Source organism: Comamonas testosteroni (assembly GCF_030505195.1).
Taxonomy (GTDB): Bacteria; Pseudomonadota; Gammaproteobacteria; order Burkholderiales; family Burkholderiaceae_C; genus Comamonas; species Comamonas testosteroni_G.
Map to the genome: position 1 here is coordinate 475459 of NZ_CP129672.1, position 16806 is coordinate 492264.

The 16806-nt window shown below is 63.3% G+C and carries 19 protein-coding genes and 1 riboswitch; of the genes, 4 read left to right on the forward strand and 15 right to left on the reverse strand.

Translation table 11 applies throughout. The features are described from left to right. The first annotated feature begins 7 nt into the window (after positions 1-7). Positions 8-664 (forward strand): endonuclease III, encoded by a 657-nt coding sequence (nth, locus tag QYQ99_RS02075; RefSeq protein ID WP_302091209.1) that lies wholly within the window; start codon positions 8-10, stop codon positions 662-664. 55 nt (positions 665-719) lie between these two features. On the opposite strand, the gene cobT is transcribed toward nth, so the two are convergent. Then, a complete protein-coding gene (gene cobT, locus QYQ99_RS02080) occupies positions 720-1832 on the reverse strand; it encodes a nicotinate-nucleotide--dimethylbenzimidazole phosphoribosyltransferase (protein ID WP_302091210.1) in 1113 nt (370 codons plus the stop codon). Here cobT and QYQ99_RS02085 point away from each other — a divergent pair. Then, complete coding sequence (locus tag QYQ99_RS02085; RefSeq protein ID WP_302091211.1) at positions 1831-1995, forward strand: hypothetical protein; 165 nt, start codon at positions 1831-1833, stop codon at positions 1993-1995. The genes cobT and QYQ99_RS02085 overlap by 2 nt on opposite strands. Before the next feature lie 20 nt (positions 1996-2015). On the opposite strand, the gene QYQ99_RS02090 is transcribed toward QYQ99_RS02085, so the two are convergent. The 14 genes from QYQ99_RS02090 to QYQ99_RS02155 form a co-directional block, all read right to left on the reverse strand. Beyond that, positions 2016-2444, reverse strand: a complete 429-nt coding sequence (locus QYQ99_RS02090; protein WP_302091212.1) for a hypothetical protein — start codon at positions 2442-2444, stop codon at positions 2016-2018. Positions 2445-2561: 117 nt separating this feature from the next. Then, positions 2562-4016, reverse strand: a complete 1455-nt coding sequence (locus QYQ99_RS02095; protein WP_302091213.1) for a cobyric acid synthase — start codon at positions 4014-4016, stop codon at positions 2562-2564. 3 nt (positions 4017-4019) lie between these two features. After that, positions 4020-4421: a DUF3037 domain-containing protein gene (locus tag QYQ99_RS02100; RefSeq protein ID WP_302091214.1), complete on the reverse strand. Its 402-nt coding sequence runs from the start codon at positions 4419-4421 to the stop codon at positions 4020-4022. Continuing rightward, positions 4408-5193 (reverse strand): HipA family kinase, encoded by a 786-nt coding sequence (locus QYQ99_RS02105; protein WP_367882850.1) that lies wholly within the window; start codon positions 5191-5193, stop codon positions 4408-4410. Before QYQ99_RS02105 ends, QYQ99_RS02100 begins: the two co-directional genes overlap by 14 nt. Positions 5194-5258: 65 nt before the next feature. Then, on the reverse strand, positions 5259-6266 hold the full coding sequence (locus tag QYQ99_RS02110) for an aminotransferase class I/II-fold pyridoxal phosphate-dependent enzyme (RefSeq protein WP_302093089.1): 1008 nt from the start codon (positions 6264-6266) through the stop codon (positions 5259-5261). Next, a complete protein-coding gene (cbiB, locus tag QYQ99_RS02115; protein WP_302091216.1) occupies positions 6259-7341 on the reverse strand; it encodes an adenosylcobinamide-phosphate synthase CbiB in 1083 nt (360 codons plus the stop codon). Before cbiB ends, QYQ99_RS02110 begins: the two co-directional genes overlap by 8 nt. Further along, entirely contained in the window at positions 7338-8090 is a 753-nt protein-coding gene (gene bluB / locus QYQ99_RS02120; RefSeq protein ID WP_302091217.1) for a 5,6-dimethylbenzimidazole synthase, read from the reverse strand. The genes cbiB and bluB overlap by 4 nt, the downstream gene beginning before the upstream one ends. 36 nt (positions 8091-8126) lie before the next feature. Next, positions 8127-8696: a cob(I)yrinic acid a,c-diamide adenosyltransferase gene (cobO, locus tag QYQ99_RS02125; RefSeq protein WP_302091218.1), complete on the reverse strand. Its 570-nt coding sequence runs from the start codon at positions 8694-8696 to the stop codon at positions 8127-8129. A gap of 61 nt (positions 8697-8757) precedes the next feature. Beyond that, a complete protein-coding gene (locus QYQ99_RS02130) occupies positions 8758-9555 on the reverse strand; it encodes an ABC transporter ATP-binding protein (protein ID WP_302091219.1) in 798 nt (265 codons plus the stop codon). Continuing rightward, positions 9552-10595, reverse strand: coding sequence for a FecCD family ABC transporter permease (locus QYQ99_RS02135; protein WP_302093090.1), 1044 nt, complete (start codon positions 10593-10595; stop codon positions 9552-9554). The genes QYQ99_RS02130 and QYQ99_RS02135 overlap by 4 nt, the downstream gene beginning before the upstream one ends. Next, positions 10592-11503, reverse strand: a complete 912-nt coding sequence (locus QYQ99_RS02140; RefSeq protein WP_302091220.1) for an ABC transporter substrate-binding protein — start codon at positions 11501-11503, stop codon at positions 10592-10594. The genes QYQ99_RS02135 and QYQ99_RS02140 overlap by 4 nt, the downstream gene beginning before the upstream one ends. Continuing rightward, positions 11500-12081 carry a bifunctional adenosylcobinamide kinase/adenosylcobinamide-phosphate guanylyltransferase gene (locus QYQ99_RS02145; protein WP_302093091.1) on the reverse strand — a complete coding sequence of 194 codons (582 nt, stop codon included), beginning with the start codon at positions 12079-12081 and terminating at the stop codon, positions 11500-11502. Before QYQ99_RS02145 ends, QYQ99_RS02140 begins: the two co-directional genes overlap by 4 nt. 47 nt (positions 12082-12128) lie before the next feature. Beyond that, positions 12129-13541: a cobyrinate a,c-diamide synthase gene (locus QYQ99_RS02150; protein ID WP_302091221.1), complete on the reverse strand. Its 1413-nt coding sequence runs from the start codon at positions 13539-13541 to the stop codon at positions 12129-12131. Positions 13542-13552: 11 nt separating this feature from the next. Next, positions 13553-15463, reverse strand: a complete 1911-nt coding sequence (locus QYQ99_RS02155; RefSeq protein WP_302091222.1) for a TonB-dependent receptor domain-containing protein — start codon at positions 15461-15463, stop codon at positions 13553-13555. 68 nt (positions 15464-15531) lie between these two features. Then, positions 15532-15772, reverse strand: a riboswitch (cobalamin riboswitch). Between the two features lie 240 nt (positions 15773-16012). Here QYQ99_RS02155 and QYQ99_RS02160 point away from each other — a divergent pair. Both QYQ99_RS02160 and QYQ99_RS02165 read left to right on the forward strand, forming a co-directional pair. Next, positions 16013-16222 carry a hypothetical protein gene (locus QYQ99_RS02160; protein WP_003063053.1) on the forward strand — a complete coding sequence of 70 codons (210 nt, stop codon included), beginning with the start codon at positions 16013-16015 and terminating at the stop codon, positions 16220-16222. A 40-nt stretch (positions 16223-16262) separates the two neighbouring features. Continuing rightward, positions 16263-16643 carry a cell division protein ZapA gene (locus QYQ99_RS02165; RefSeq protein WP_302091223.1) on the forward strand — a complete coding sequence of 127 codons (381 nt, stop codon included), beginning with the start codon at positions 16263-16265 and terminating at the stop codon, positions 16641-16643. The last annotated feature ends 163 nt before the right edge of the window (positions 16644-16806 follow it).

Sequence of the window (16806 nt, forward strand, 5' to 3'; positions counted from 1 at the left end):
ATCGCCCATGAAGAAAAACGATATCGCGCCGTTTTTTGCTGCGCTCAAGGCCGCCAACCCCACGCCACAAACCGAACTGGAATACACCACGGTGTTCGAGCTGCTGACCGCTGTTCTGCTGTCTGCCCAGGCCACCGACGTGGGAGTGAACAAGGCCACGCGCAGGCTTTTTCCAGTCGCCAACACACCACAGGCCATTCTGGATCTCGGGCTTGAGGGGCTGGAGAGCTATATCAAGACCATAGGCCTGTACCGCAGCAAGGCCAAGCATCTGATGGAAACCTGCCGCATGCTGGTGCAGTTGCATGGCGGCAACGTCCCCAGAACCCGCGAAGAGCTGAAAGCCCTTCCCGGTGTGGGCCGCAAAACCGCCAATGTGGTACTCAACGTGGCTTTCGGTCAGCCCACCATGGCCGTGGACACGCACATCTTCCGCGTCGGCAACCGCACGGGGCTGGCACCCGGCAAGAATCCGCTGGAAGTCGAGAAGCAGCTGCTCAAGCGCGTACCCGGCGAATACGCAGTGGACTCCCATCACTGGCTAATCCTGCTGGGCCGCTATGTCTGCCAGGCGCGCAAGCCGCGCTGCTGGGAATGCGCGGTCTCGCAGTACTGCGATTTCACGCCCAAAACTCCGGCACCGGTATCAGGGAAAAAGAGCTAAAACCGTCTCAAACGCATACCCACCAAGCGCTTGCAGCTATATTTTTGCTAGTTCCTCAGCTCTTGGTGCTGACGCCGGCCGATTCAAAGCTGGCCATCTCGTTGAGCATGGTGCAGGCCGAGCGCAGCAGCGGCCAGACCAGTGCCGCGCCAGAACCCTCGCCCAGGCGCAACTGCCAGTCCAGCATGGGCTGGGCCTGGAGGTGGGTCAGCAGGCGAGCATGACCCGGCTCACCCGATCGGTGCGCATACACGCAGCGCTGCAGCACATGGGGCTGCAGGCGGCTGGCCACCAGCACGGCGGCCGTGGTGATAAAGCCGTCCACAACGATCAGGCGGCGTTCGGCCGCAGCCTGCAGCACAGCTCCCGTCATGGTGGCGATCTCCAGACCGCCCATGGCAGCCAGCACGGCCAGTGGCTCTTGCACGCTGGCATGAAAATCCAGCACCCGCCTGAGCACGGCGATCTTGCGTGCCAGGCCTTCGCTGCTCAGGCCCGTGCCCACTCCGGTCACTTCCTCGACCGGCTCGCCGCACAGACGCGCCAGCAGCAATGAAGCGCTGGATGTATTGCCTATGCCCATCTCGCCGAGCAACAGTGCATTGCCCGGCAGTTTCTTGACCAGTTCTGAGCCATTGCGCAGCGCCATCGCGCATTGGGCTTCGCTCATGGCCGGGCCCTGGCTGCAGTCCGCCGTACCATAAGCCACCTTGCGCCGCCACAGGCGTGGCTCATGGACCTTGGGAAGCTTGTGCGCAGGATCCTGCTCGCGCACCTCAAAGTCGCGGGCCACGCCGCAGTCAACCACATTCAGATCAATCCCGTTCTGCAGAGACAGCACGCTCACGGCGGCGCCGCCAGCGAGGAAGTTCTCCACCATCTGCCAGGTCACGTCGACCGGATAGGCCGACACACTCTGAGCGGCCAGTCCGTGGTCCGCAGCAAACACCACCATCTGCGGGGCATACAGATTGGGAGTCTCGCAACCCACGATGCCTGCAATGCGAAAGGCCAGTTGCTCCAGCACGCCCAGCGATCCCTGCGGCTTGGTCTTGAAATCCAGGCGATGCTGCACACGGGCTTGCAGCGCCGCGTCATGGATGTCCTGCACCTGCGGGCAGGACCAGATGGTGGACGGTAGGATTTCGGAAAAAGAAGCGGAACTCATGCGTGCAGTCATTCCCGGTGCAACAGGTCTGAGTGCCATCCACCACCGGGATGCAGAAGGCACGCTTTTGCGACCTAGCAAGTATCGCGCTTTCATCGCCACCGAAACGCCAAGTTCGCCGATTGCGCAAGGCCTGCATGAAAAAGGCCCCGAAGGGCCTTGACTGAAGACGCTGCAAAAGCATCAGCGAATGATTTCCTCAACCGTAATTTCGCGCAGGATGCCGCCATCCTTGACCGAGCCGCTGACAGCGCCATCCTTGACACGCGCCATACAGGCCTGCTGGTCGATTTCGGTCTTGAACACGCCGCAGCGGGCGTAGGCATTGCGCTCGTACTGGCTGAGGCCCTGGCCGTCATCGAGCTTGCCCTTCTTGGCTTCGGCACTGGCCGCCATCGCCTCGCGAGAGGACGAGTTGCTCTCACGCATGGGACGCTGGCCCTTGTGATGATGGCGGTGGTGGTGCTTTTTCATCGCAGGCTTGGCCGCATCCATTGCAGCTACCTCAGCCGCTGGCTTGGCTGCATCCACCTGAGCGCTGGCCATGCCTGCCAGCGACAGAACCGCTGCACCCAAAGCAAGTTGAAGAGTCTGAACCTTGAAAAAAGCCATACGCAACTCCATTCCAAAAAGTGAATAGCTCTGTCAGCTTGCACGCACTCTCAGGCAGGGCTTATCGGTTCAGCGGCGATGAGCCCGCAGGATCAGTCCTACAACTGCTGCAGGCGCTCAGAGCGCGCCCGGCTCAAACCATTGCCCCACGCCCTGCGCCAGCCGCGCAAACACCTGCTCCAGACTGGGTGCATCATGGCCGAACAGCGCATGAATTACCTCGGCGTTTTCAAACAGGCCGTGCAGATAGGTACCGATGACAGCGCTGTTGCCTCCCTGCCATAGCATGCCGGGCAACAGCTCCTGAGCCGGTCGCACGCTGGCCATCTGCATGTCGGCACGCAGCTGGGTCTGACCGTGGTGGATCTCGTAGCCACGTGCCGTCACGTTACTCAGAGCACTCCATGGGGCCTGCAGATCAGGCAGTTGCAGAGTCGTTGGCTGCACGGTCTTGTCCTGCGCAAACAATGTCGCCAACGGCAGCAAGCCCAGGCCTGCAGCATTGCCGTCCACGCCATGCAGGTCAATCAGCGCCTCGCCCAGCATCTGCAAACCGCCGCAAATGCCCAGCACGCGCTTGCCAAGTTCGGCATGAGCGACGACGGCTGCATCCAGCCCTTGCGCACGCATCCAGGCCAGGTCAGCAGCCGTGGCCTTGCTGCCCGGCAGAATGACCCAGTCCGACTCGGCGAGTTGCGCGGGAGAGCGCGCCCAGACCACGCGCACGCCCGGCACTTGCAGCAGGGGCTGAAATTCATCGAGATTGCTGATGCGCGGATAGGCGATGATGGCAATCGTGGTGTGAACGGCCAACCCGGCTCCCGTGCTGCCGCGATCATCAAACACGCCATCCTCTTCGGGAAGACCGTGCTGGAACTGCATGGGAATGCAGGCCACCGTGGGCACACCCGTCTTCTGTTCCAGCATCTGGGGCGCCGGCGCCAGCAGTGCCGCATCGCCCCGGAACTTGTTGAGCACAAAGCCCTTGATGAGCATTTGCTCATCCTCGGGCAGCAATGCCCAGGTGCCGTAGAGATGGGCAAAGGCGCCGCCGCGGTCTATGTCCGAGACCAGCAGGCAATGTGCGTTGCAATGTTTGGCTACGCGCATATTGACCACATCGCTGGCATGCAGATTGATTTCGGCCGGCGAGCCTGCGCCTTCGATCACCACCACATCATTTTCGGCACGCAGTTCGTCCAGCGCCTGCGCGATCTGCGGCCAGACCTTGAGGCTGCGACCTCGCCAGGGCATGGCGCTCAGCTCGTCATTGACTTGGCCGAACAGCACGACCTGGCTGCGCGTGTCGGCCTCGGGCTTGAGCAGCAGCGGATTCATGCGCACATCGGGCACGGCCCCCGCAGCCAGGGCCTGGAGATACTGTGCCGTGCCGATCTCGCCCCAGCGGCCCTCGGGCGTGGCAACAACGCGCGCGTTGTTGCTCATGTTCTGTGCCTTGAACGGTGCGACCTTCAGGCCCTGGCTGCGGTAGTAGGCGCACAGCGCCGTGGCCACCCAGCTTTTTCCCGCGCCACTGCTGGTGCCCAGCACCATGATGCAACGTGCTGTCATAGCTTAAATCTCGGTTGGGATCGGCAGCACCACACGCTGCAGGATTCGGGCCAGCGCCTCGCCGGGATGGGTGCACATGCCCATATGCGAGGGAGAGGTTTGGATGATGCTGCTGCGCTTGGCGGTGAGCCAGTGATAGCGCGCGCGCATGGGCAACTGCGCAATCGGCCCGCCATCGGCCCGCCCTTCGCAGATGGCCACGATGGAGCCCAGATGACGGTGCACGGCCTCCAGATCCACATTCGGGTCCAGCGCCAGCAGACGCTGTTCGTCAAGGGCCACGGCCGCCTGCAGGTGGCCGGTGCGCTGGCAGGAGAGGATGACACCCGCATTCACAAATTCTTCACGCTCCACGCGCGGCACTACCCGCACGATGGCGTAGTCGTAGACCTCATGCGCGTGCATCGATAACTCCTTGCAACCAGCGGCCACGCTCGGCAAGTCGGGCCACGAAATAATTCACGTAGGCCGCACGATGGGCCTGCACATTCTTGAGCACATCGCCCTCTTTGTCGGCGGCGGCCTGCTCCAGAAAGCAGTCGGGCACCTCGTCCAGAATGCTCTTCAGCACCTCGGGCCCAAGCTTGGCAGCCAGCTGCGCATCCAGCTGCGCCAACTGGCTGGCCTGCGGCAGCAGCACATGTTCGGCACTGGGCGCAAAAGGCCTGGCCGGATCGGCAACCATTCCGTTCCAGGCATGGTGAAACGTCAGACTCGCGCCATGATCGATCAGCCAGGGCTGCCTCTGGTACATCAGCATATTGGTGTTGCGCGCCGTGCGGTCCACATTGCTGACCAGGGTGTCGAACCACACCAGGCGCGAGGCAAAGTCGTCGTCCACCGTGTCCACTGCCGGATCAAAGTTGATGGAGCCCGGCAGATAGTCCAGCCCTACATTCAGCCCGTCGCTGGCGCGAATCAGGTCCTGAATCTCGGGGTCGGACTCAGTGCGGGACAGATCGCCGTTCAAGTGCAGCAGCACAATTTCGGGCACCGGCAGGCCCAGCGCACGCGCCATGCCGCCCGAGATGATCTCGGCCATCAACGCGCGCACGCCCTGCCCGGCGCCCCTGAACTTGAGCACATAGGTGCCCAGATCGTCGGTCTCGACAATTGCCGGCATGGAGCCGCCTTCTCGCAACGGCGTGACATAGCGCTCCACCAGCACCGAGCGCAGCTTCAAGGTTTCAGTGTCCATGGGAAATGGTAGCGCCTTGCGACCATCGGGTCTGATCGGCAAGGTCATTGGATGCTTTTCCAGGACTGCTCCAGCGCGGCCTGTGACACAGGCGGCAGCACACCCAGCCGCGCATGGCCGCTCAGGCCAAAGCTTGCACAGTCGCGAAGCTTGATACCCTGGGCACGCAGGCCGGCCAGAGGCTCGGCAAGCTCCGTCTGCGGCAGACCTGCGACAAAGTAATTGGCCCGATGACCGGGAACGACCTGCCAGCCCAGTCTCTCGCACAGCGCCAACTGCTGCGCCTTCCAGCGGCGCAAGGTCATAAGGCTGTGGGCCAGCCATTGCTGCACCTCGTCCGTCACCCAGGCCTGCAGCATGGCCACGCCATGCGAGCCCACCACCCAGGATGGCGCCAGCGCGTTCAGCGCCTGCAGCTCTGTAGCTGTGGCATGCAGGGGGGCAATAGCATAGGCAGCGCGCACACCCGTCATGCCCAGAGCCTTGTTCGGCGTCCACAGCTGCCAGACAGCATCAAGATTGCGCTCCGGCGATTCGCCCTCCAGCAATAGCGGAAGGTAGGCGCAGTCCAGCACGCGCCATTCCTTCTGCGCCGGCGGCTGCTGCCAGGCAGGCCATATGTCTTCCATCACCCCCAGCGGGCTTGATGGCTCGCAAGCCCAACTGAGCAACGGTGCCACGGCCGCTTCTGTGCGGCGGCACAGCGCCAGCCGCCAAACCCGCGCGGCCTGCAGATAGTCTCCATAGTGATGCTGGGGAAACTGCACGCTTTTGGCACCGCTGCGCACCGCGTGCAGCGTGAGGCGATGAATCAGCTCGCTGCTGCTGCCACCGATCAGGATGCGTTCTACCGCCACACCATGAAAAGCCGCCAGCTGTGCGCGCAATGCCCTGTATTGCGGATCAGGGTATTGCGCGACATGGGCGGCCTGCAGCGCCTTCACGGCCATGGGACAAGGCCCGCAGGCATTGCGATTGGTCGAGAAATCATGCGCCGGAACGCCCAGCGCATCGCTACCGCCATGCACGGCTGCCGCATTCACATCAAACATTGGCAAGCAGCCTTCCTCTCCACAGAACAATCAAAATCATAGCTACCAACACAAGCAGGACATTCGATACGATCACTTTTGATGCAAATTTTACAGACATCTCCAGATCGGCCGCCTGCGGTGCCCTCCCCTGCGGGTTGAGTCGATAGACGCCAGGCTTGGAAAGCTGAACCCCCAATGCCTGCGCCATGGCTCCCATGGGCCAGCCACCATTGGGCGATGGTGTCACTGCTGCATCGCGCCTCAAACTGGTCCAGGACAGCCCGCCGGCCAGCAGCGCCAGCCACATTGCGGTGATGCGTGCCGGAATCCAGTTGAGCACATCGTCGGCGCGTGCCGCCCATTTGCCCGCCCATTGCCAGTGACGGCGGCGGTCGCCCTGGCCGCGCCAGCCCGGATAGCCCCACATGGCATCGGCCGTATTGGCAAGACGATAGACGGCCGCCCCGGGCAAGCCGGCCACGGCAAACCAGAACAGCGGAGCAATCACGGAGTCACTGAGGTTCTCGGCCAGAGTCTCGATGGCGCTTTCTCGCACGGTGGCCGCGTCCAGCTGTGTCGTGTCGCGGCTCACCAGCCAGCTCAGACGCTCCCGCCCGGCGGGCAGCGATTGCTGCAGTGCGGCCTCCACCGCCAGCACCTCATCCCTGAGCATGCGCCAGGACAGCAGCGGCTTGAGCAACACCCCCATCGCCAGCCCCCAGAACCACCAGGGGGCAAAACCCAGCATGAACTGAGCCAGTCCATAAACCATGAAAAACAGAGCTGCCAGTGCGCACCAGACAAGCGCTGCCAGGCAAAAACGCAGATAGTCACTCCGCACTTCGGCACGCGGCGCAAGCGCCTGCCCCGACCAGCCCAGCAATTTGCCCATCAGCACCACCGGGTGCAGCCACACCGGCGGCTCGCCCCAAAGCCGGTCCAGCAACAGGGCCACCAACACGGCCAGCAGGCCGGCCTGTGCATTGGCAGCCCAGTTGAGCGCCGCCAGATCACTGGCGGTGAATGTCTGGTAGAGCCATGCCAGTGGACTGAGAGAAAGACCGATCAGCTCAGTCCAGCCAAAACTCGTCATGCGTCTGGCTTGCCCTTCGCGGCGCATGGCCCGCTGCCCGGCTTGCCCTTGGTGGCCGCAGCCACCACACGCGAGTCGTCCCAGACATCGTCCATCAGCATGTCTTCCAGAGGCGCCCGGCAGGCCCACTTTTCCTGCTGCAGCATGGGCTCGGCATAGTAGGCATCAACAGGGCCCAGGCAGAGCACGCCCAGCGGGTGAGCACCCTCAGGCATCTGCAGCAATCTTGCCAGCGCCAGCGGATCGAAAATCGAGACCCAGCCCATGCCCAGACCTTCGGCACGCGCGGCCAGCCAGAGGTTCTGGATGGCGCAGGCGCTGCTGGCGATATCCATCTCAGGCAGGGTGCGACGGCCGAAGATATGCGCCTCGCGTCCCGGCGGCATGGCCACGACCAGCACCTCGGCCGCATCGAGCACGCCCTGAACCTTGAGCTTCATGAAGTCTTCCTCACGTTCGCCCAGGGCATGGGCGGTGCGCACACGCTCCTCCTCGATCAGGCCGTGGATCTGCCGGCGCAGCTCGGCGCTCCTGACCCTAATAAAGCGCCAGGGCTGCATGAACCCCACGCTGGGCGCGTGGTGCGCAGCACGCAGCAGGCGCAGCAAGACCTCGTCGGCCACCTTCCCGCCTGCAAAATGGCGCATATCGCGGCGCTCATAGATGGCACGGTAGACGGCAGCCCGCTCGGCCTCGGTGAAAGGCGTTGCGGCAATCGTCGCGAAGGAGCTGGTCTTGGATTCGGTCATGGAACTATTGTCGCGCCACAGACGTGGCAAAAGCCATCAGTCTTCGATGCCTCTTTGAGCGGGAATACCCGCCTGGAAAGCATGTTTGATCAGCGTCATCTCGGTCACGGTGTCGGCAATGTCAATGATCTCCTGCGGGCAGCGGCGGCCTGTCAGGCAGACATGCACATCCCTGGGGCGCGCCTTGAGCGTGTCCAGCACCTCCTGCAGCGGCAGCCAGCCATAGATCAGGGGATAGGTGATCTCGTCGAGCACGACCAGAAACAGCTCACCCGAGAGAATATCGGCCTTGGCCTTTTCCCAGCCGTCACGCGCCAGCTGGGCTGAGTGATCGAGATCCTTGCTCTTCCAGCTGAAGCCATCGCCCAGCCCTTCGATGGGCAGACCGACCTGCTCGGCCAGGCGGTGCTCGCCAAAGCGGGCCGTTGGCACTTTCATGAACTGATAGACCTTGACGGCCTTGCCCCGGCCCGTGGCGCGAAAGGCCAGACCAAAGGCGGCCGTGCTCTTGCCCTTGCCATTGCCGGTGTTGACGATGATCAGGCCGCGGCGCTCGCCCTCGGGCTTTTCGTAAGGCTTTTCGGTGGGAGGAGTTTCAATATTCATAGCTACTCTCGCTTGTCTATCAAGGGCCAAATGGCAAAAAAATCAAGAATTTCGGCCGAGCTCAACTCAAGCGCGGCAGGGCCAGCCACAGGCCATCGAGTTCGCGTACCTGTATGCGCCGGTCAAACACGGCCTCCAGCGCGGCGTGGGTAGCGGGATCGCCGCAAGCGCCCTGGTGGGTGATACGACCGGCCTGCATGACGACCATTTCATCGGCCAGCAGGGCAAAGGACAGCTCGTGCAGCACGCTGACCAGGGTTACGCCTTGCCGCACCAGACTGCGGGCCGTCAGCATCCAGTCGGTCTGGTGCGGCGGGTCAAGATTGGCCAGTGGCTCATCCATCAGCAGGGTCCGGGCCTGCACTGCCAGGGCCCGCGCCAGCAACACGCGCTGGCGTTCACCGCCCGATAGCTGGCCTATGCTGCGATGGCGCCAGTCCCAGGCATGGGTCTGGCGCAGCGCCTGCTCCACGGCCTGGCGGTCGGCGCTTGAGGCCGGAGCCAGCCAGCCCTGGTGGGGCAAGCGCCCCAGCATGACCAGGTCATATACGGCCATATCGGCCGCAACCGGCTGATTCTGGCCCAGCCAGGCCAGTGCCTTGGCACGCTCTCGGCCATTCCAGTCGCTCAGCTCGCGGCCCTGCAAAAACACGGCACCGCTTTGCCGCTGGTGGGCGGCACGCATGCCTGCCATGGCGCGCAGCAGCGTGGATTTGCCCGCGCCATTGGGGCCGACGATGGCCGTCCAGCGGCCTTTGGGGATCTGCAGACTGAGCTGACGCAGCACCTCGCGCTCGCCCAGCTGCACGCTCAGGGCCTCGGTCGCCAAAGCAATACCGGTCTGGATATGGCTGCTCATGCACCCTCTCCAGATGGCATGGCGCCACGCTTGTGCATCAACCAGAGCAGATAGCTGCCGCCCAGCACGGCGGTGAGCACCCCCACAGGCAGCTCCTGAGGTGCGATCAGCCAGCGCGCCAACAGATCGGCGGCCAGCAGCAGCACCGCCCCCATCAGGCTGCTGAGCACCAGCAGCCAGCGGTACAGCGCACGCACCATGGAACGCACCAGATGAGGTGCAGCCAGGCCTACAAAAGCGATCAGACCGGTCTGCGCCACAGCCGTGCCCGTGGCCAGAGCCAGCAGCACGATCAGCAACAGGCGCAGCGGCGCCAGCGGCAGACCGAGGCTATGGGCCGTGGCCTCGCCGAGTGCCAGCCCGTCGAGTACGCGGCTCAGGCAGCAGGCCAGCACCAGTGCTGGCAGCAGCACCCACAGCATGAGCGCGCAGGCATTCCAGCCCGCAAAGGCCGTGCTGCCCAGCATGAAGGATTGCATGGCCTGCATGATGTCGGGGTTCATCAACAGCACCAGCGATGCGGCGGCGCCTAGCACCACGCCCACCACCACACCGGCCAGCAGCAGGCGCATGGTGTTCTGCACGCCCTTGGCCAGCACCAGGGTCAGCACCACGGCCAGCACCGCACCGGCAAAAGCCGCGCCCGTCACGCCCCAGCGGGCCAGACCGGCCAGAGCGAAGGGCGAGACACCCAGGGCGGCCATGGCCAGCGCCACCCCCAGCGATGCCCCCGAGGCACTGCCCAGCAAGTAAGGATCGGCCAGCGGGTTGCGAAACACGCCCTGCGCCACCGCCCCGGCCAGCCCGAGCAACCCTCCGGCCAGCAAGGCCGCCGCCGTGCGCGGCAGGCGAATGTCCATCACGATCTGCCAGGCCAGCGGGTCATGGCGGGCATGCAGCACGCTCTCGAACCCGGTGCTGCCAATACCCGCGCCCAACAGCGCCAGCAAAGTAGCAGCCAGCGTCAGCCACAGCAGCAGCCAGGCAGTTGCAAGCCCGCGCTGCCCCCTGCGGTGATGACTGGAGATGCAGGCCTTCATCGGCTCTTGCCCTGCCTCGCCGCCAGACGCTGCAGACACTGGACGATGATCTGCGCCCCCTCCGCCATGCGCGGGCCGGGGCGCACCAGAATGTCGGATTGCTCGGGCGTGAAGGCACAGATCGCTCCCTGCTTCACCGCCCGCATCTGGGCCCAGCCCGGGTATTCGGGCACACCGGTTTTCCAGGACCGCTCGCCGGCCATCAGAATGTCCGGGTCCAGCTTGACCACATATTCGGGGTTCAGGCGCGGAAACGGCCCTTGCCCCGCATCGACCACATTGCGCAGATGCAGCCGCGTCAGGGTCTGGCCGATAAAGGATCTTTCGCCCGCGGCATAGGGGCCACGGCTGGCTTCAAAGTACACACGCTGACCGCGCATGGCATCGGGCACGCTGGCTGCGGCCTTGTTCAGGTCGCCTTCGATTCCGGCCCAGACGCGGTCTGCGCCCTGGGCTGGCGGCAAGGCCAGTAGCTGGCCCAGCTTCTGCATCACGGTGCGCGCTTCCTCGTGGGTGCGCGGCTCCAGCGCCACCACCTTGAGGCCCAGCGCCTTCATTCGCGCAATGGCGCGTGAAGCCATGGAGACCAGCACCAGATCGGGCTTTAGCGCCACAATGCTCTCGATATTCGGATCCAGCCCGCCGCCCACCACGGGCAAGGTCTTCACATGGGCGGGCCAGTTGGAATAGCGATCCACCCCCACCAGGCGCTCGCAACCGCCCAGCGCGCACAGGCTCTCGGTCAGCGAAGGCAGCAGGCTGACGATGCGCTGCGGCGGCGTGGCCAATTGCACCTGTGCGCCACGTGCATCGGTGATCTGCACGGACTGCGCCGCCACCGACAAAGCCCCAGCCAGGCCGCAAACAAGCAGCGCAGCAGCGGCAAAATGTTTTACGGTGGCCCTCATGCCTGCGGCCCTTTCAGCGCCAGCGGCAAGCCGGCGCACATCAGCGTGACGCTTTCGCAATGCGCTGCGGCCTGCTGATTGAGCAAACCCAGGGCATCGACAAAGGCGCGCACTTCGCGCCCCAGGGGAATTACGCCCAGACCGATTTCGTTGCCAACCAGAATTACCGGGCCGGCCGCCTCATCAAGCGCTTTCAGAAAGAACGCCAGCTGAGCTTGCCAGTCATGAGAGAGAGACTGATTTCCCTCCAAATCCTCAGCCTGCACCGGCATCAGCCAGTTCGTCAGCCACAAGGTCAGGCAATCAATCACTAGCAGCCTCTGCGGGCTGCTGTGCCGGGCCAGCACCTGGGCCAGCTCGCGAGGCTCCTCTATGGTCAACATGCCGGGCACGCGCTCGGCGCGGTCGCGCTGGTGGCGCGCAATGCGCTCGCTCATTTCCGCATCCCAAGCCTGGCCGGTTGCCACCAGCGCAGCCTGATGCCCGGCATCCGCCTGCAGCCACTGGCGCGCCAGCAACTCAGCGCGACGGGATTTGCCGCTTTTCTGCCCGCCCAATATGAGCTGGGTACGCGGCATGACGAAGGAGACTGTGCTTGCAGGGCTCATGGTGATGGACTAAAGGCTCAGCCTTCGATTGTTGCGCCAAAAAGCGCCGCCACAGCCGATGGACAGGACGGAAACCAGGCATGAAAGTAACTGGCCCGTACACTGCCATGCTGATAGAGCGCCTCGCCACGATCGGCCTGAACGGCCGCGCCGGGGCGGCTGCTGCGCGTGAGCACCGGCATGGCTGTCTCCAGCCGTGTGTAGTGAAAGGTATGACCGCGCAACAGGCCCGCATCGAGTGCCAGCTGCTGCATGCCCAGACCGCCGAGCCGACTCTGCATGACGACCTGACCGGGCAACAGCCCCCACATGGACTGGGTGCTGCCGTCCAGGGCGGTCACACCATCACACAGCGCCAGCATGCCGCCGCACTCGGCCCAGACAGGCTTGCCCTGCGCCATATGCTGGGCAATGCCGTCGCGCAACTGCCGGTTCTCATGCAGGGCCCGAGCATGCAGCTCCGGATAGCCGCCGGGCAGCCAGATCGCATCGCAGGGCGGCAGCGCATCACCAGCCAGTGGAGAGAAAAAGCACAGCTCTGCCCCCATGGCAAGCAGACAGTCCAGATTGGCGGGATAAATAAAGGAAAACGCTGCATCGCGCGCAATGGCAATGCGGCGGCCGCTGAGCCACGGCTCCAAGCGAGGCTGAGCTGCGCCAATGTCCGGTGCGGCAAAGTCCACACACCAATCCTGCCAGTTGGGCTGACCGTCGTCCGAAACCCAGGCCCTTTGCCCCAGCGGCGTCTGGGCCAGGGCATCGGCCGCGGCATCCAGACGCTGCAGGGCATCGTCGAGTTCGTGGGCGGCGATCAGGCCCAGGTGACGCTCCGGCAGCAGCGCCGCAGACCTGGCCTTGACTGCCGCATCGCCCAGTTGCACTCCGGGCATGGCACCAAGCCACAGCGCCTGGTCGCGCAGGCCTTGCCTGAGCAGATCCGCATGGTGCGCCGTGGCCACCCGGTTGGCCAGCATGCCGGCCCAGCGCAGGCCGGCCTGGTAATGCTGCAAGCCGTAGGCCAGCGCCCCGAAAGTGCCCGCCATGGCCGAGGCATCGACCACGGCCAGCACAGGCAGACCCAGCAGCTGCGCCAGATCGCCTGCGCTGAAGTTGCCGTCGAACAGGCCCATCACGCCTTCAACAAGAATCAGATCGGCCTCCTGGGCCGCCTCATGCAGGCGCTGGCGCACATCGGCCTCGCCCGTCATCCACAAATCCACCGAATGCACGGGCGAACCACTGGCCAGCTCGTGCCAGTAGGGGTCCAGAAAATCCGGCCCGCACTTGAATACGCGCACCTTGCGCCCCTGGCGCGCGTGCAGCCGCGCCAGCGCCGCCGTCACGGTGGTCTTGCCCTGACCGGAGGCCGGGGCACTGATCAGTAGCGCGGGGCAGCGAGTAGTTTTTTCCGGCATTGCGATGGATGTCATGGCGACCCTGTTCAGTTAGCTTCCCACTTCACACCGATATAGCCGCTGCGGCCTTCGGTGGCATAGGTACGGGCCAGCTCATAGCGCTTGTCAGCCAGATTGTTGATGCGCGCCACCAGGCTCCATTCACGTGTCAGCTGCTTTTGTGCACTCAGATTCCAGAGCGTGTAGCCGCCCAGCACGGTCTTGTTGGCAGCATCGTCAAAGCGCTTTCCGGCGGCCTGCATTTCGGCGCCCAGCCTCCAGCCGGCCAGTGTGGTGTCGGCAGACAGATTGGCGTAACGCTTGGAGCGGCGAGCCAGTTGCAGATCCTTATCGGTGTCGCGCGGATCCTGGAAGTCCACCGAACCTTGCAGATTCACCATGCCCAAGCGGGTGGTGGCGGCCAGGGTGAGGCCTTCGTAACGGGCCTTGGCCACGTTGGCATAGCAGCCGCCGTAAAGGCCGGTATTGCCCGTACAGGTGCCCGTACCACCCACATAGTTGATGAGATTGGAGACATTGTTGCGATAAAGCGTGGCCGAGAAGCTGTCGCTGCCCTTGCCCCATTTCAGGCCCAGTTCCACATTGCGGCCTTTTTCGGGCGACAGGCTGGCATCGCCATATTGGCTGAAGCGCTGATAGAGCGTAGGTGCGCGAAAGGCAGTGCCGGCCGATGCGGTTGCGCGCCAGTTGGGCATGAACTCATAACCATACGCAGCACTGCCCGTGGTGTGGCCGCCGAACTCGCTGTCGCGGTCATGACGGGCGTTGAGCTGCAACGTGTGCTTGCCAGCATACAGGCCATAACCCAGTGCCAGTGCGTTCTGGGAGCGATTGCGGCTGCCGATATCCAGGCCGTTGTTGACCAGCTTGTCCTCACGGCGCTCCAGCGCGGCCGTCACGGTCTGCGCTCCCAGCCGCCACTCGTTCTGAAACAGATAACTGTGCAAACGTGTGTCGGTTTCATAGACGCTGGGCTTGGTCTGGTAGAAATCGCGTGACTGCGTGTACTGAAGGCGCGTGCTGTAGACATCGCTCCATTTGGCCAGCCAGTTCAAGCCTACCGCATTCATCTTGTAGATGCTGCGGTCGTCCGCCATGGGGCTGATCTTGGAGACAGTGGCGTCATAACCCGCATTCATGTAGCTAGTCAGAGCCGTGGCTTCAACACGTTGATTGCTGTTGATCTGGTAGCCCACACGTCCGTTAAAGGCATTGTTGCGATAACCATCGGCATCGGGATTGAAGCCCGCAGAGGTCTTGGCATTGAAGCCGTTGCTGCTGGCATGCGAAACACCCAGGCTGTAATCCCAGCCGCCGGCACCGCCGCTGACGCCCGCCAGAGCCTTCACCGTGCCACGACTGCCCCAGCCCAGGCCCACATAGGGCTTGGCTTTGCCCTCACCCTTTTTGGTGAAGATCTGCACCACGCCGCCAATGGCGTCAGAGCCGTAAACAGCCGCCGCTGGACCACGCAACACTTCAATGCGGTCGACCGCTTCTAGCGGGATGTCCTGCCAGGAGGCACCACCCGTGGACTGCGAGTCCACTCGCACGCCATCGATATAAACGGCAGTGAAACGCGTGTCGGCACCGCGCAAATAAACGCTGGTGTTGGAGCCGGCGCCGCCGTTGCGCACTATTTGCACACCCGGCAGACGCGAGAGCACATCGGCCACGCCCACGGCACCCGCAGCTTCAATCGTTTCACGGCCCACCACCGACATATCGACCACCAGATCGGACAAAGGCTGCTCGATGCGATTGGCGGTGACCACAGTTTCTTTCATTGGCACCGCATCGGCCTGTGCAGCTGACTGAGCCTGTGCGGCAAACGCCACGGCCAGTGCAGATGCCAGCAAAGTGGGACGGAGAGCAAAAGAGGCGCGTGCGCGCGAAGCCACCTGCACCAAGTGCAGGGACGAAGATTGCGAACTCATGGAAAGCACACTTGAATACGCCCACGCCAGCCTACCCGCCGACATTGAGCAAACATACCTGCACAAAATGCAGGCAACCCATGTTGGCCGGTATCCGGGCTAGGCGAATCATCCTCTTGCCGGCCTTCCCAGCGCGCAGCGCCAGTGACCATGGGGAAAAAGGCGGAATGCCGCAGCATTCTATTCGCCGACCGTTGCGGGGGCAGCGCAGGTTCGGAGTGCCAGTGCATCTGGCCAGCACCTCCCTGCTTCCCGTTGAACTGAGGCCACAGAAAAGCAGCCTCGAGCACCAACAGGCACCCATTGTAATGAGCACTACGCGGCGCAAATCCCTCATTAGAAGTAGCCTTGCGTGGATCAGGTGACGATTTTTTACCTTAAACATGCGTTTGAGGCACACAGAACTTGCGCAGCACGCTACGATTTTGAGAGAAATATTCCAGTCTCCCGACTGCGGCAGTCAAGCAGACTGTGCTCTGGCGCAAACTGCGAATTTGCCTGCACATTTATACTCACCCACGGACTGCAAGACCTACAATGGCAGAGTCTATGACCACCCAGCCCTCTCTTGATCTCATTGCCGAGCGCGTAGAGCGTCTGCTGGTGCGCCACGAGGAACTGCAGCGCACCAACACCCTGCTCACCGATCAGGTCATCGCTCTGACGCAAGAGCGCGATTTGCTGCGTCTGCGCCTGCAGGCTGCACGTGCGCGCGTCGATGCATTGATCGAACGCCTGCCCGCCAACCAGGGAGAGTGACAGCCGTCACCCTCCATCACCAGACCCGCCACTGACGCCCATGAAGCAGATTGATGTGCAAATCATGCAGCAAAGCTATGTGCTGACCTGCCCCGATGGTCAAGAAGAACGTGTGCAGGAAGCCGTTCGCCGCGTGGACGACGCCATGACCCGCATCCGCGACAGCGGCAAGGTCCGCTCGCGCGAGCGTGTGGCGGTGCTGGCAGCCCTCAATATGGCTTTCGACGTGCTTGACCGCGATGCCCAGCAAACCCTTATGGCCAACGCCCAGGCAGAAATGCAGGCACTTGCTCAGGAGCAGCTCGCTCCCCCCGAGGTCAATGAGGCCGCCCAGGCTGAGCTGCAGCGCCAGCAGGAGCTTGCCGAGAAACTGGTGCTCAAGCTCGATCAGGCACTGGATGCTGACTCCAGGCTGCTCTGATCAGGTAACCTCAGCAGCAAAGCAGTCATGACCTCCGCGCAACTGCCAATACCCGTTAGAATAAAACCGTCTGCAAATCTGCCGGTTTTTATATTTCCTTGAACCAATGCTCAACGAGCATGGGCTTGATAAATTACCTATTGAGCGTGATCGTCTCGCGTCA